Source organism: uncultured Gimesia sp., from assembly GCF_963972345.1.
In the GTDB taxonomy this organism is placed as follows: domain Bacteria; phylum Planctomycetota; class Planctomycetia; order Planctomycetales; family Planctomycetaceae; genus Gimesia.
Genome location: NZ_CAXAVM010000020.1, coordinates 25,938 through 41,574 on the forward strand (window position 1 = coordinate 25,938; position 15,637 = coordinate 41,574).

General features: G+C 50.6%; 14 protein-coding genes. All 14 read left to right on the plus strand.

Annotation, left to right across the window (positions count from 1 at the left end; genetic code table 11):
• The first annotated feature begins 15 nt into the window (after nt 1-15).
• The 14 genes from AACZ40_RS05410 to AACZ40_RS05475 all read left to right on the plus strand — a co-directional run bounded on the left by AACZ40_RS05410 (nt 16) and on the right by AACZ40_RS05475 (nt 15,614).
• Nucleotides 16-642: a GspH/FimT family pseudopilin gene (locus AACZ40_RS05410; protein WP_291173768.1), complete on the plus strand. Its 627-nt coding sequence runs from the start codon at nt 16-18 to the stop codon at nt 640-642.
• A complete protein-coding gene (gene pilM, locus AACZ40_RS05415; RefSeq protein WP_291173771.1) occupies nt 623-1,750 on the plus strand; it encodes a pilus assembly protein PilM in 1,128 nt (375 codons plus the stop codon). The genes AACZ40_RS05410 and pilM overlap by 20 nt, the downstream gene beginning before the upstream one ends.
• A 47-nt stretch (nt 1,751-1,797) precedes the next feature.
• Nucleotides 1,798-2,583 carry a PilN domain-containing protein gene (locus AACZ40_RS05420; protein WP_339673545.1) on the plus strand — a complete coding sequence of 262 codons (786 nt, stop codon included), beginning with the start codon at nt 1,798-1,800 and terminating at the stop codon, nt 2,581-2,583.
• Nucleotides 2,576-3,184, plus strand: coding sequence for a type 4a pilus biogenesis protein PilO (gene pilO, locus AACZ40_RS05425; protein ID WP_291173776.1), 609 nt, complete (start codon nt 2,576-2,578; stop codon nt 3,182-3,184). Before AACZ40_RS05420 ends, pilO begins: the two co-directional genes overlap by 8 nt.
• A 108-nt stretch (nt 3,185-3,292) precedes the next feature.
• Nucleotides 3,293-3,949, plus strand: coding sequence for a hypothetical protein (locus tag AACZ40_RS05430; RefSeq protein WP_291173779.1), 657 nt, complete (start codon nt 3,293-3,295; stop codon nt 3,947-3,949).
• A 59-nt stretch (nt 3,950-4,008) separates the two neighbouring features.
• Complete coding sequence (locus AACZ40_RS05435) at nt 4,009-6,381, plus strand: secretin and TonB N-terminal domain-containing protein (protein ID WP_291173782.1); 2,373 nt, start codon at nt 4,009-4,011, stop codon at nt 6,379-6,381.
• A gap of 2 nt (nt 6,382-6,383) precedes the next feature.
• Nucleotides 6,384-7,463, plus strand: coding sequence for a tetratricopeptide repeat protein (locus AACZ40_RS05440; protein ID WP_291173785.1), 1,080 nt, complete (start codon nt 6,384-6,386; stop codon nt 7,461-7,463).
• A gap of 210 nt (nt 7,464-7,673) precedes the next feature.
• Nucleotides 7,674-9,140, plus strand: coding sequence for a HAMP domain-containing sensor histidine kinase (locus AACZ40_RS05445; protein WP_291173787.1), 1,467 nt, complete (start codon nt 7,674-7,676; stop codon nt 9,138-9,140).
• Nucleotides 9,141-9,198: 58 nt separating this feature from the next.
• Nucleotides 9,199-9,588 (plus strand): response regulator, encoded by a 390-nt coding sequence (locus AACZ40_RS05450; protein ID WP_291173789.1) that lies wholly within the window; start codon nt 9,199-9,201, stop codon nt 9,586-9,588.
• 38 nt (nt 9,589-9,626) lie between these two features.
• The gene (locus tag AACZ40_RS05455) at nt 9,627-11,138 is read left to right on the plus strand and encodes a sensor domain-containing diguanylate cyclase (RefSeq protein WP_291173792.1); all 1,512 of its coding nucleotides are present in this window, start codon (nt 9,627-9,629) and stop codon (nt 11,136-11,138) included.
• Between the two features lie 10 nt (nt 11,139-11,148).
• Nucleotides 11,149-11,484 (plus strand): STAS domain-containing protein, encoded by a 336-nt coding sequence (locus AACZ40_RS05460; RefSeq protein WP_291173795.1) that lies wholly within the window; start codon nt 11,149-11,151, stop codon nt 11,482-11,484.
• Between the two features lie 19 nt (nt 11,485-11,503).
• Nucleotides 11,504-13,252, plus strand: coding sequence for a GspE/PulE family protein (locus AACZ40_RS05465; RefSeq protein ID WP_291173798.1), 1,749 nt, complete (start codon nt 11,504-11,506; stop codon nt 13,250-13,252).
• 58 nt (nt 13,253-13,310) lie between these two features.
• Nucleotides 13,311-14,381 (plus strand): PilT/PilU family type 4a pilus ATPase, encoded by a 1,071-nt coding sequence (locus tag AACZ40_RS05470; protein WP_291173801.1) that lies wholly within the window; start codon nt 13,311-13,313, stop codon nt 14,379-14,381.
• Between the two features lie 27 nt (nt 14,382-14,408).
• Nucleotides 14,409-15,614 (plus strand): type II secretion system F family protein, encoded by a 1,206-nt coding sequence (locus AACZ40_RS05475; protein WP_291173804.1) that lies wholly within the window; start codon nt 14,409-14,411, stop codon nt 15,612-15,614.
• Nucleotides 15,615-15,637: the final 23 nt, after the last annotated feature.

Consider the following 15,637-nt stretch of genomic DNA (forward strand, 5'->3'; position numbering starts at 1 on the left):
TGTTAGTGAAATCTGATGCAACACTTTAATCGAAATCATCGGCGGAGCGGCTGGTATTCCTGGAAACGCAGGAGACCCACGGCAAACCTGCGCGCCAACAGAGATGGTTTCACCCTGGTCGAACTGATGATTGTCGTGCTGCTGCTTTCCATTCTGGCAACCGTGTCTCTGATCGCAACTGACAGCAGCGGTTCGCTGGCCCTTGATGCCACCGCACGCATGCTGGCAGCCGATTTGCACCTGGCCCGGAATCATGCCATCAAATTCAACACCGAATACACGGTCGAATTCGATCTGAACGCACAAACTTATGAAATAAAGCACACCGGATCGGGAGATTTACCAGTTCCCAAAAACAACCTGGCCGGATCTGCCGCCGATTCTGACCGCTACCTCAAACAGATCCAGATCGATTCCCTGAATCTGCCCGGGCAGGCGGTGCTCAGACAAATTAACTTGAAAACATCCACTTCCGCGGTCACCGATCTGACCTTCGGCCCGATGGGCGGGACAGGTCCTGTTCGCAATGAAGATACCGTTCTGATGCTAACCACACAAAAAAATGGAAATACGTTTTATATTCTGATCACCGTTTCCTGGGTTACAGGCCAGGCATGGGTTGATGAGATTCAGACTTTATAACACCGACGAGACATTCCCTGAACACGAAACAGAAATCATGATCTCCATTAAACAATCAAAATACAGCCCCATCGGTTTACAGCTGGGACCGAATTCCGCAACCCTCGTGCAACTGACCGGACCGCGCAATAATCGCGTCGTGCATGCGATTGCGCAGGAACAGTTTGACTTCGACGATAAACTGACACTCGACGAACGTGATGCGAAAACCGCGGCCGAACTCCGCCGCATTCTTTCTGATCACCATTTTAAAGGTCGTCGGGTCATCAGCTGTCTGGGATCACAGGAACTGTTCATCCAGAATATTCGATTACCACAGCTGCCGGCAGAAGAACTCACCAAAGTCGTTGCCTGGGAAGCAGATGAAAGACTGCCTTATCCGGTGGCCGACGCGGAAATACGTCATCTGCCCGCAGGTCAGGTCAAACTGGAAGCCAATACGAAACAGGAAGTGATCCTTATGGCCTGCCACAATGGAATCCTGGAGCGTCATCTGAATCTGTTGGAGCAGGCCGGCTTAAACGCGGTTGCCATTGATGTGGAACCTTCGGCCACGCTGCGATGTTTTCATGATGGTGCCCGGGGAGCACATTCCAACTCTGCCAACTGCTACCTGAATTTTGGCGAAGCGGCCACTACGGTTATTTTTGCAGATCAGCAGAATATGCTGTTTCTGAAATATATCATGCAGGGCAGTAATCACCTCGATCGCGCTGTTGCTGATAACCTGGATCTGCCTCTCTCGGAAGCAATTCGCATGCGAAATATTGTCACCAATTCCACTTCGCTGGATGCCAGTGATGAATTACACCGCTCTGTGATTGATTCCATTCGCTCGCTGCTGGAATCGATCAGCACCGAAATTGAAAACTGTCTGCGGTACTACAAAGTGACCTTCCGTGGAAAAAAGCTGAATCAGTTGATCGTCACAGGCAATGAATGCAGTCCCTGGCTGATCGACTTCCTTTCAGAACGATTGAATACCGATTGCGAAATGGGCAATCCCTTTGAAAGCCTGAAACGCTGGCCCACTTCCACATCCATTCTGGAACGACCCGGCAGATGGACCACAGCCTTAGGCCTGGCCATGAAAGAGAAAACCATTTAGAGACCAAAGCAGAACAATACAACAGACATCCAGATTAAATCACTCGGATGCGACATCCCACCATCCGAAAAGAACCCGTTAAGGGCGAGAATATGATACCCGAAATCGATTTTTTACCAGCCAGTTATCGCGAGGTCAGAAGGCGGCATCGAAACCGCATCTGGCGCAGAACGATTGTCATGGTCTTTCTGACTCTGGTCACCTTGAGTACCGTGCGCCAGCGCGAAATTCAACATCAGCTTCAGACGAAAAAAGAAGCTTTGGAAAAACGTGCGCAGTTGATGAATGAACAACTCGAAGATCCAACTCAAATCATGCAGCAGATTCAACAGGCGGAAATTCGCGCAGACCTGCTGGCGGGCCTGCTACTCGACGAATCACCGGCACAGGTGCTGAATATGATCAGTCACGCCTTACCCGAATACGTTTCGCTGAACGAATTCCAGTTCACATTTGAAAAAACCATCGTCAAAGTAGAGGCACGCCCTAAAAAAAGCCCCTCGCAAAAAGAGGAAACCGAACTGCCGGAACTGGTCGACCTGAAACAGCTGCAGACGCTGCACACCCGGCAAAACCTGGTGGTCACTCTGCAGGGAATTTCACCCGATCACCTCTCTATCTCTCGCTACATGTCAAACCTGGATCAGATGGGCGTCTTCAGGGAAATCGACCTGGTTCAATCGAATGAAACCCTGTTCGAAGGACAACCCCTGCGGGTGTTTCGACTCCGAATCGTTGTGAATGCTCCTGGCATGTATGTACCTCAAATTGATTCGCATTATACCGCCGGGCTCGATCGCTGGATCACGGCAGGAGGCTTATTCCATGAATGATAAATTACGTCGTGACAGCTTAGTCACCATCATCGGGCTTTCCATCGTTGTCGCTCTGTTTACTTTTGTCGTTTATTTACCCGGCTTGAAAAGTAAGCAGCAGTTGAACCAGGAAATCGAAACGTATCATCAGAAAATTTCTGCCATTCCAGACAAAGTGAAACAACTGGAGGATTTGCATACGCAACTGGATCAGCGTATCGCCTTTATCGATCGGCTCCGTCAGAGAATTCCCGCCGGTAAAGACTCACATCAGGTTCTGCAACGTATCGCATTGCTGGCAAAAACGGCTTCGCTCACCGTCTCAGAACTGAATCCAGGCGAGCTGGAAGAACATGCCACGTATTTCAGGCAACCCTTTCAATTAAGTATCACGGGTTCCTATTCGGGGCTCCTGCAGTTTTTGAACGATCTGGACAAGGAACAGCGCCTGTTTACCATCAACCAGGTCTCTGTCACTCAGCAAGACGGGGGTTCTGCGGGACTTATCAAGGGAAACATCAACCTGTCGGTTTACGCATTACACGAAAATCAGAGGGATTATTCTGATTTTTCCGAAAATAGGGTTAGTAAGACGTTTCTTTCGGCCGATAAGAGATAAGGGTGCACTCTGATTCAAGTTGCTCTCAGACTGTTCCTCGTGAAAAAACAGTTTAGACCAGTTGATGTAACTTGTGGTCTTTCCGGGATTTAAAGTGGTGATTCACGCGTGAAAACTTTCAGTGAACAACTTATACACGATTTAAAAGTGAGCTGGCAGAAGACGCTTGTATTGAGTCTGCTGCTGGTGGTGGGGATGTATTTCTGGATCCCTCCGCTTTATCGTGCCATTCGAGGGAGCTCGAGTGCGGCAGTTGCTTCAGCCAAAACAGCCGCGAAAGAAATTCCTCCGCGCCCTCCCGTGAAAACAGAAATGAGTTTTGCCCAGAGCGAAACGGTAGAGGATGCACGTCATTCCTGGGAGAAATTTGATTCGTTAATGCAGACGGATCCGCTCGTACAGTCGGTTCAGATGGGAGCGATTCAGAAAAATCCGTTTGAGGTCAACCGCGATCAGTTTTCGCCTCCCATTCTGTTTGCTGAAGAATCCACGGGACCCCTTGAGGATGCAGAGAAAAACAAACCGGAACCAGCGCCGGTACTGCCCGAAGATCTGGTATTGAAAACCACGATCATCGGAAAGACTCGTAGAGCCGCAATTATCAATAATAAATTGTACTACGAAGGCAAATCCTTTGAGCATAACGAGTCGACTTACATTCTGGAGCAGGTCGCTGCACGAAATGTAATTTTGAGCCAGGGTACTTACAGGTTTGAATTAAAAATTCAAAATGACCCTTCCGCCTTTATTAAATATGAACAATAACAGTTCGCATCACTGGCTGCTTTAGACTGATTCGAACGATCATGGATGATGGTCGAAACATGAACAGACAATTTTTTCTACCGGCTTTCTGGGCGACTTTAACAGGGCTGTCACTGCTGCTGATTGCTGCCATGACAAATGTCACAACGCCTCAGTCTCTGTTTATTGCGCCGCAACACTCTGTAAATTCACCACAGAATGTTTCTGAGAACAGGCCCACTGACCCGCCATCGACAGCCGTTTCCGTCCAGCCTGAAACCACCATTACGACAGTCTCTCCCAGTCCTGCTGTACCCAAGCAGAGTCTCACTCAAACTGCAGAATCACACCCACACGTCGAACCGGCAGTCCTGCCGGCGAAAACAGAAACCAGGACTGTTTCGCTTACAAAACAACCTGAAAAACAACCCGCGCGTTCACGACTGCTGGTCGAACCCGGTATCGAAATTTCCTCGATCCCGGACAGCAGTCTCGCAGCGCGCTCCATCAAATTCAACATCGCCAGCGATGACGAACTGGCTGACGCGCGACCGGCTCCCTCAAAAATGGAACTCCGTCTGGCCAGTCTGACAAAGCAGGTCGATCGGCTGACCAACCTGCAGCTGCAGTCACAACAGCAGTCCAACATGGAACTGGCTCAGAATACGGATCGCCTCGAAGAGGCTACGAAACTGCTGCAACAGATGCAGCAGATGAATCAGCTGCGGGATCTGGAACGTAAACTGGACGGCATGCAAAGCAAAGATCCGGGCGCTCCCGCAGAAAAGAAAGCGGAAACGCCCGTCATCGAAGCTCCTGCAGCAGAACCTGCCGACTCGACTAAGAAAAAACCGCTGCTGAAAATCAGCCCCAATCATGATCAAGGCGAAACATTCTCACTTCAGATTCAGGATGCCGAAATCATGCAGGTCCTGGATATGCTGGGAGAACTTTCCGGAATGAATATCCTGACCGGGCAGGGCGTTACAGGCACGATTTCAGCCAACCTGAAAAATGTCACCCCGGCTCAGGCGCTGGATGCCATTCTGCGTTCTCGTGATTTAGCCTTTGAAAAAGAGGGAGAATTCGTATATGTGATGACCCAGGCACAGCTGGAGCAGAAAAAGAAATCCAGCCGCAAAGTCGTCACCAAGCTTTACAGCCCCTTTTATATCAGTGCGAAAGAATTACAGAATCTGATCACGCCGATCCTGACGGAAAATATCGGCATCGTTTCATTGACGTCGCCCAGTGAGGTCGGCATCGCACCGGATCCCACCAGCGCAGGTGGCGACTCCTATGCCCAGACAGACTCGATTCTTGTACGCGATTATCCGGAAATTCTGGAAGAGGTCGATCGTCTGCTGGAAAAGATGGATATTCCTCCGATGCAGGTGGTGATCGAAGCGATGATTCTCAGCGTCACCCTGAACGACGATATGAAATTCGGCGTGAATTTTGCCATGCTGGGCGACAGCAACAAAAGTCTGCTCGTCGATGGAAACGGAAATACGCTCAATAATTCCAGCGGGTTTCCCGGCTCGGGTTCTACGTCAATCGTACCACCTACCGGACAGTTTATTGCTGATCTGGCAGGCCTGAAATACGGCTTCCTGCACGGAGATATCAGCGGTTTTATTGAAGCGCTGGAGGATGTGACGGAGACCAATCTGATCGCGTCACCACAACTGCGGGCATTAAATAAACAGAAAGCCGAGCTGATTATTGGTGACCGTACGAGTTATTCCACAGTCACCCAAAACGGGAACACATCCATTCAGAACGTCAACTTTCTGGACTCGGGGATTGTATTAAACCTGCGGCCATTTATTACTCCCGATGGTCAGATCCGCATGGAAGTGCACCCGGAACGCAGCTCTGCCAGGATCAACCCCAGTACCAATCTACCTGACCTGCAAACTACCGAGGTCACAACCAACGTTATGGTCCGCGATGGACATACCGTTGTCATCGGCGGCCTGATCGAGGAACGTGTCTCAAACACTCGGAACCAGGTTCCGTTCCTTGGCGCAATTCCTGTCATCGGCAATGCGTTTCGGCATCAGCGTGAAATCAACACTCGCAACGAATTAATCGTGTTAATCACACCGCGAATCGTTCGAGAAGAACCCGCGCGGATCGAAGGGGAAATACTGGAACACGAAGGAGCCGAACGCCTCGATAACTTCAAGGAGAGCTTCCTGCCCATCAATCAGGTACGCATCGTGCAGTCACACATTGACCGGGCAAAGAAATACCTGCGAATCGGGAATCTGCCCAAAGCAAAAGAACAGATCAAAATTGCCGTTCGTCTCGACAAAAACAATATCGAAGCCATTCAGCTGAAAAACTACATCGAACAGGCGTTGATCAATCGAAATCGGGAAATGCTCGGGTTACCGCCCGTCTCTGGTCCGGAAGTTCATGCTCCCACTCTGGAAGGAGCCCCCTGAGCATGGTTCGACGTCACTGCAGGCTCTCCCAATATCTTGGAATGATCTGCTGCACAGCGGGGCTGTTGTGTTGTGGCTGTCAGAACGTGCCGGTCTCCAGTCTGGAATTTCTGCCGGAAGTGGGTTCTATCCAGAAAGCGGCAGAACCGCTGGACCAGGAACCTGTTCAAAGCCAGTCCGCTTCGCCTTACAACAGGCAGGCAAACAATCTCGTACAGCAGGCGCTCGAACAATATTCGCAGGGAGAACTGAAACGCGCCAAAGTGCTGCTGGCCTCGGCGCGGGAAATCGATCCCGGACATATCGGCACCTTTGAAATCGAAGCCCAGCTTTCATATGACATGGGAGACCGTGACCAGTTCCTGCAGTCGTTGCGGTCCATTCGGGCAGCCAGTCCTCATGATTCTGAAAAGCAGAGTGCCATCGGAACCTTGTTCTTTCAGGCGGGGCAGACCCAGGAAGGGATCGCCTGTCTGAATCGTGCGATCGAATTAAAACCGCATGACGAAAACTATGCCCTCAAACTGGCCGCCTTTTATGAACAGGCAGGCAGGACGGAGGAAGCTCAAAAAGTCCTGTTGAAAGCACTCCACACGACTCCCGGAAGTCGCCGCTTACCGATTGCCCTGGGGCGGATCTGTGAAGCCAGTCAGCAGTGGAAACAGGCCTGCGTCTATTACACCATGGTCGTCAATCATTTCCCCGACAACCATGTCTGGCGAAAACAGAAGGCACGTTGCCTGTATTATTCGGGTAACTTCACAGCAGCTTTCGATGAGTTCTCCACCTGCCAGAAAAAAGATCCCGAATCGTTGTCACTGGCAGAAATGATTGCGTTTGGCGACGCTGCTTTGCAGATTGGCAACCTGGAAAAAGCACAAACGCTGTTTGATGAAATTTCAGAGAAACATCAGCACCAGTTAATCCATGTAGAAATATTACGCGGATTATGCGCAATAAACCGGGGCCAGAGTACCAGCGCAAAAGACATTATCGCTACAGCCCGTAAAAAATGGCCGACCGACGAGACCCTGCTGGAAGTCGCTGCTTTAATTCCGACAGACCAGCCCTCTGTTCGGTAACCTCGCTATGTGACCGCATTTACACATATTCATGTGCCAATCACATTCTCGATTCCGAAATTGGACAATCGGCAGATTGTAACCTAGATTTAAAAAGTGAGTTACCTCCCTGATGCGCGTGTTGCTATCGGGGAAGTACAACTCGTCTCGGAACTTTTAATGTGAAACACGTTTTTCAGTAGAATCCATTCGACTGAGAAAGAACCGGCTATGAATCTTTCTGGCAAATACTGGTTTCTGATACTGCTCCTGCTGACAGTGAGTTGTGTAGACAACCTGCTGGTCATCAGCCAGACGGTCAACCCGGGCTCTGCTCTGGTAATCGCCTTAACCGCTTCACTGGCGTGCTGGGCCTGGTTGATAAAATGCATCAAAAACGATCAGCAGCAGATCACTGCCTGTCTCAGAAATCCTGATCTCAAGCGCCCCGATTTTCAGCGCAAGAACTTCTATGGAAAAGTTTTCGCAGAAGCGATCCGCAAAATGGAAGACTCCGATTCGGAGTTGACCTCGACCAATCAGGTCAAAACCATGCTCAAAGCCCGGGTGAATTCCCTGCTGAAAAAAGAAGCACTGGTCGAATCGGTCCTCGATAACCTGGAAACCGGCGTTCTGATCTTCGACGCGAAACACGAACTGGAATTTACCAATCAGGCTGCCAGCGCTTTTCTGCTCACCGGAACCGACCAGGACTACGCGAGTTGTGACTCCAGTCTCTCGCTGGGCAAACCCGTCGTTGAAAAAACAGTCATTCCGGCACTGGCAAAACTGCTGGCAAAAACCATCGAACGAAAAGAAGCGACATTTCGCAGACGTACTGAATTCGAATTTACCAGCAACGGTGTCTCTACCCAGTACCGTGCTGTTGCGACAAATCTGAGCGATGAAAATCAGGTCAGCCTGGGAACCGTGGTTGTGGTCGAAAACATCGGCGAAGAAACGGATGAGAAAACACAACATGCAGAATTCGTCTCTTCTGTCGCGCACGAACTGAAAACCCCGATGTCGGGAATCAAAGCTTACATTGAAATGCTGCTCGACGGCGATTGTGAACCGGAGGAAGCAGCAGAGCTTTACGGTTTCATTAACGATCAGATCGATCGCTTGACGCGCCTGGTCAACAGCATGCTGAATCTGGCGCGCATTGAGAGTGGCGTGGTCGAAATTAAAAGACACGACCACGAGTTGAACGACATTCTGAAAACAGCCTCCGATGTGATTTCGCCAACCGCTACGGAAAAGGAGATCAAGTTTACCACCGAATTAAGTGATATGTACCTGCCCGTTCATGTGGACAAAGACATGCTGGGCCAGGCGATTATCAACCTGTTATCGAATGCGGTAAAATATACGCCCCATGGTCATGAAGTGCGACTGCGGAGCCGGATGGAAGATACTTCCGCCGTGATTGAAGTCCGCGATACCGGAATGGGGATTCCGGAGAATTCGCTGCCTCATATCTTCGATCGCTTCTACCGGGTTCCGGAAAATAACCGCTCAGCTGCGGGTACGGGCCTGGGACTGGCACTGGTTCACTTTATCGTGACCAATGTGCACAACGGTTCGATTTCGGTTCAATCCCGGGTCAACGAAGGCACCTGTTTTACTGTGACGATCCCCCTGGGACACAACGAACAGAAACGGAAAAAACAACTGATCCCACCTGTCAATGCCTGAGTAGAATACGCAATTCACATTTCCGCATAAAAAAAGCTGTGAGAAAAGGAGTGAGAAAATGAATCACCTGATTTATATTTGTGATGATGATTCACACATCGTTCGTGCCATCAGCATGAAACTGAGAAAAGCAGGTTTTGATGTGGAATGTTTTCCCGATGGTTTCGCCTGCTGGGAAAAATCCCAGGAACAGGCACCTCACATGATAATCACAGACCTGCAGATGCCTCGCATGAACGGTCTGGAACTGTGTGAGAAAATTCGTCAGTTAGAAACAACCCGATTGATACCAATCACTTTATTGACAGGCAAAGGCTTTGAATTCGACCATGATGAATACATGCAGACCCTGAAAATTACGAACGTAATGGTAAAACCGTTCAGCCCTAAAAAACTGCTGACACAGGTTCAGGAATCACTCAATCTGACCAACGATGTAATTGGTTAAGTCGCTCAAAAAAACATCATTTCCGAAACTCTTATTCCATGCGAAACTATTATACTGCCATCCAGTTCTGGTCATATTCGCTGCTGGTAGTCTGCCTGTGTCCGCTCGCCGTATTCCTCGGTTCCTACATGGCCTGGCCGCTGGGAGTAGCGCCGCTCCTGCTGCTCGCACCACCCACGGTCCTCGCTGCAGTCTCCTCTCCACGGATCTGCTACTGGACGATTACTGCGCTTTCCGTCGGTTCCTGCTTTGCAGAAGTCTTCTTCCGGACGGATATCGTCAAGGGGAATAACAGCTACTCTCTGAGCATGCTGAGCGCTGCCGTTCTGATTGGCCTCGTCTTACTGATCGATCTGTATATGGGTGTCTTAAAAAGAAAACTCTCCCAGATTTACCAGCAGAACGATGAACTGGTTCGTCAACTGTACCAAACCCAGAAAGAAGCGTCCGCAAATCATCTGAACTCGGAAAACGCCGATGAGAAAAAACCGACACAAACTGCAGAATCCAAAGATTCACCCGCCGGCGAACTGGGCGTTAACTATCCGCTACTCCTGCTCACACTGCAGGACATCGGTCGACGTATCTCCACAAATCAATCCAATGAATCCCTGATTCCCACGGTCATCAGTACTGCCAAAGCGTCACTGCAGTGTGAATACTGCCAGGTCTATCTGTGGGACAGTAAATCACGGTCTCTGAAAAATGCGTTGCCTGCCCGTGCCCGGGATCAGCTGAATTATCGTCCCGTTCCTCACAGCGGCGTGGCTGCCTGGGTGATTGAACATCGCCAGATTGTCATGCGGAACGACGCCGAACAGGACTATCGACTCAGACGGATCCTGGAAGAAGATCCGAACATGCCCGATGCCATCGCCCCCCTGACCGTCGGCTCTGATCTGATTGGTCTGCTGGTGATTGATAAAGTGGATGTGGAATCCCCCACCATCGGTCGGCTCCTGTATATTCTTTCCAATATCTATGCACTGGGCATCAAGAATTCCCAGTTGTTTAAACGGATTGAAGAAATGGCCAGCCGCGATGGTCTGACCGGTCTGTTCAACCATGCCACCTTCCAGGAAAAACTGCAAGATCTGGTCAAACAGGCGGATGCCCAGTCAAGTCAGCTCAGTATCATCATGAGCGACATCGACCATTTCAAATCATTCAACGACACTTACGGTCACCAGGCTGGCGACTTTGTATTGAAAGAAGTCGCGCGGATCTGGCAGACCGTCATGCCGGAAAAAACCATTCTCGCCCGCTATGGCGGAGAAGAATTCATCGGCGTCCTGGTGGATCATGAATATTCCCAGGCTCTGCAGATCGCTGAAGATCTGCGCGAAACACTGGAAAACTGTCCGATCCTGTTTGAAGGTCAGCAGTTGCAGGTTACTGCCAGTTTCGGTGTCACCGAATTCAGACATCCGGCAACGACCACGAACGAACTGGTACGGATTGCCGATGAAAATTTATACAAAGCCAAAGAGGGTGGACGAAATCAGGTCATCGGACTCGATCCGAATTCCGCCCGGAAACCCGGTATTTAGATATTAAATCATGCAGATTACAACAGAAATCTTTGGACATGTAATGGTGGCTCATACACCAGACGAACTGACGGATGACACATCCACAGAATTCGTCAACGCGCTGACTGCCGCCATTGATGAGCAACATTATCAGATCGTGCTGCAGATGGATCGCAGCGAAGTCCTGGACAGCGCCGGCCTGGAAGCCCTGCTGGACATTCAGGACCTGGCCCGGGAACAGGGGGGGAACCTCAAGATCAGTGGCCTGGAAGATCCGGGCAAGAAAATTCTGGAAATCACACGGCTGGATCAGAGAATCGATCTGTTCGATTCCGTGATCGACGCCGTCTCCAGTTTTCAATAGAAATTTTGATTAGTTAATTATGAATACCAACTCACTGCTCCAACCGAAAATGCGACTCGGTGATCTGCTCGTCTACAAAGAGTATATCACTCTGGAACAGCTGGAGTCCGCGCTGCACGAGCAGTCACAGGGAGATGGCAGCCAGCTGCTGGGCGAACTGCTGGTCAATAAAGAATATTGTACCGAAGAACAGATTCTGGAATGCCTGGCGCTGGAATATCGGATTCCCTATGTGCAGCTCGACAGCCGCATGTTCGATTCGAAAGTCTTCGATGTTCTGCCCCGCGATTTTGTCGAAAAACATACCGTGCTTCCGCTGTTCAAAGTCAGAAATGTTCTGACCGTCGCTGTTGCGGAGCCGACGAACGTCTTCCTGGTGGATCAACTTCGAGATCTGACCAAAACGGAAATTCAAATCGTTGCGGCAAGTGCCCGCGAGATTCGGAAGATGGTGCAAACCTACATGCCGAATACGAATGTCTTCGTCATCGATGACATTATCGACGATGCGAATGGCACGAATGTCGAGCTGATCGAAGAATCGATCGACGACATCGGCTTTGACGCCGAGTTTGCCGGCCAGAGCCCGATTATCAAACTGGTGAATTACATCATCTACAACGCTGTTCGCGAAGGCGCCAGCGATATTCATATTGAGCCGACCGAACAGCAGTTGCGGGTCCGTTATCGTGTGGATGGCGTGCTGCAGCAGGCGCTGGAACCGCCGGTGCATTTAGCTCCCGCGGTGTCTTCCCGTATCAAAATTATGGCCAGCCTCGACATCAGTGAACGCCGACTTCCCCAGGATGGTCGAATTCACGTCCTGATGGAAGGTCGCCCGATCGACCTGCGTGTCAGTACGTTGCCGATGCCGACCGGCGAAAAAGTGGTGATCCGAATTCTGGATAACCGCAGCGTGAATATTTCACTGGAACAGCTGGGGTTCAGTTCCGAAGTTCTGGAACATTTTACCGAACAGCTCGACAAGCCTAATGGAATTATTCTGGTGACCGGACCCACGGGTAGTGGTAAGAGTACTACACTTTATGCGGCTTTGAATGCCGTCAGTTCGATTGAAAAGAATGTGTGTACGGTCGAAGATCCGATCGAGTACCAGCTCCCGATGATCAATCAGTTTCAGGTCAATGAAAAAATCGGGTTGTCATTTGCTTCGATTCTGCGAAGTCTGCTGCGACAGGATCCCGACGTGATCATGGTCGGCGAAATTCGCGATCAGGAAACCGGCAAAATTGCCATTCAGGCGGCCCTCACAGGCCACCTCGTCTTCAGTACGCTGCACACCAATGACGCCATTTCCGCCGTGACCCGACTGATTAATATGGGCGTTGATGATTACCTCATCGGAGCCGCGTTAAATATGGCGCTGGCCCAGCGATTATGTCGCAAATTATGCCCGAAATGCAAAACACCCTATGAACTGCCTAAAGCCATGCAGCTGGCTGTGGAACGCATCGGCCTGGATGTGGATGAATTTTATCGAGGGAAAGGCTGTAAACGCTGTCGAAATACCGGTTTTTCCGGCCGAATCGGCGTCCATGAAATTCTGACCATCGACGATCCACTGCGGGAAATCATCACCACGAATCCCACCGTGTCCGCAGTCAAGGAATATGCACAGAATCAAGGCATGATTCCGCTACGCTACGATGCACTGCGAAAAGCAAAAGAAGGACTGACCACCATCGAGGAAGCCCTCAAAGTCAGCGATGAAGGCTGGATTCCCCGCAAGTCCGCACTCAAACATTAAACACCGTTTTAATAGCGCGGTGTGAAAAGATAACGAATCTCGAGAAAGAGACTCTTCCATGGAAATGAATGATCTGTTACATGCTGCCGTTGACAGCAATGCGTCTGATATTCTGCTCGCCATTGATGCTGCGCCCATGTTTCGCATTGATGGAGAACTGAGAAAAACTGCGCTTGAGCCCCTCGATCCCGTTACGATCAGCGACCTGTGTGACCAGGTTCTCAATGAACAGCAGAAAGAAATACTCGAACGACAGAAAGATGTCGATTTTGCCATTACCATCCCGCGACTGGGACGTTTCCGGTTCAACATCCATGTCCAGCGAGGTACTTATGCCGCCGCCATTCGCCGGTTTTCAAATGAAGTCTGTACCCTGAGCAGCCTGGATTTACCCCCCGTGGTGGAAGAACTGACACGCTTGAAAACAGGCTTGATCCTGGTGACCGGGCAGACGGGCTCCGGTAAATCGACGACGCTGGCTGCAATGGTCGAAGCCATTAATCAACGGGATGCCAAGCACATTATTACACTGGAAGATCCGATCGAATATCAGTTTCAGCATGGACGATCGCTGATCGAACAGCGCGAAATTGGCGAAGACTGCCCCGGTTTTGCCTCCGGACTGAAGCACGTGCTCCGCCAGGATCCGGATGTCATTCTGATCGGCGAATTGCGGGATCTGGATACGATCCGCGTCGCATTGCAGGCAGCGGAAACCGGGCACCTGGTCCTGTCATCGCTCCATGTTTCCAGCGCTGCGGGAGTCGTGGATCGTCTGGTGGAAGTGTTTCCTCCCGAAGAACAGTCCCAGGTCCGCAGCCATCTTGCCGAGACCCTGCGGGGTGTTATCACACAAAAACTGCTGCCTGCAGCAGGAACAACGGGCCGCGTCCCCGCTCTTGAAATCATGCTTATGAACCGGGCCGTGCAGACCAGCATCAGGGAATCCACTTCGCATCTGATTCCCGGGATCATTTCGACGAGCCGGCGGATGGGAATGCAGACAATGGAACAGGCGCTGAAAGAACTATTACTGAATGGAAAAGTCGATCCGGACATCATTGATGAGCATCTTCAGGAGTTAAAAGGAGAAGCACCGAAAGAATATTCCCAGGGATTACTCGCGTAATCAGGACCCACAAACAAAGGCACCCTCATGCAGTTTACCTACACAGCACGCAACACAAGTGGCCAGAACCAGACCGGTGAGCTGGTTGCTGAATCCCGCGAAGAAGCCGTCGCAAAATTGCGACAGGAAGGCTTATACCTGCTTGCGCTGGATGAATCCGATGCCAGTTCCGCAAATACGACCAGCATCGCGCGGAAAAAAAGGGTCCCGCGTAAGGAAATCATCTATTTCACCAACCAGCTGGCCATCATGGTCGACGCCGGCGTGCCTGTGGCGACTGCCCTGGAAGGAATTTCAAAACAGATCGAAAACCCTGTGCTGGCAGAGATTTTAGCGCATATTCAGAAGAGTGTGGAATCGGGCAGTGACCTGTCGGCTGCCCTGGCCGATTTTCCCAGGCAGTTTGATCGCACTTATGTGAACCTGATCAAAGCCAGCGAAGCCAGTGGAACGATGCCACAAATGCTGAACCGGATCGCCGCCCAGGCAGAAGAAGAACAGGAAACGATCCAGCAGGTCAAAGGCGCCCTGATTTATCCCGCTATCATGCTGGTGATGTGTGTGGGCGTCTGTATTTTTCTGCTGACCTACGTCTTTCCCAAACTGATGCCGATGTTTGCTTCGCGCGGCGCCGCGATTCCGGGTCCGACCAAAGCCATGATTATGGTTTCCACGGCAATGACGACATACTGGTATCTGATCATCCTGTTTCTGGCTGCCTTGGCAGGTGCCTTCTGTTACGTACGAAATCAGGCCTGGGGGAAATCCGCTTTCGACTGGATCTTAATCCGCCTGCCTGTCTTTGGTTCCATGCTGAAGAAGCTGGCCATCAGCCGCAGTATTCGTACGCTGGCGACCACAGTCAATGCCGGGGTTCCCATGCTGGAAGCCATTGAACTCAGTTCCGGTGTGACCGATAACGTGCATTTTAAACAGAGCTGGATGGAAATCAGCGAACTCGTCACAACAGGTAAACAGATTCATGAGGCACTGGAAGGAAAAACGCTGTTTCCTCCGACAATGCAACAAATGATTGCTTCCGGTGAATCCACGGGGCGCCTGGGTATGGTGCTGAATAAATTAAGTGATTACTTCGATCGCGAAGTCAAAATTGCAATTAAATCTGCCACTACACTGATCGAACCGATCATGGTGGTCTGTATGGGTTCCATCATCGGCTTTATTGCACTTTCGATGCTGCTGCCGATCTTCACTTTGAGCACCAGCCACTAAATTACATTTGCAGCACCGAACAC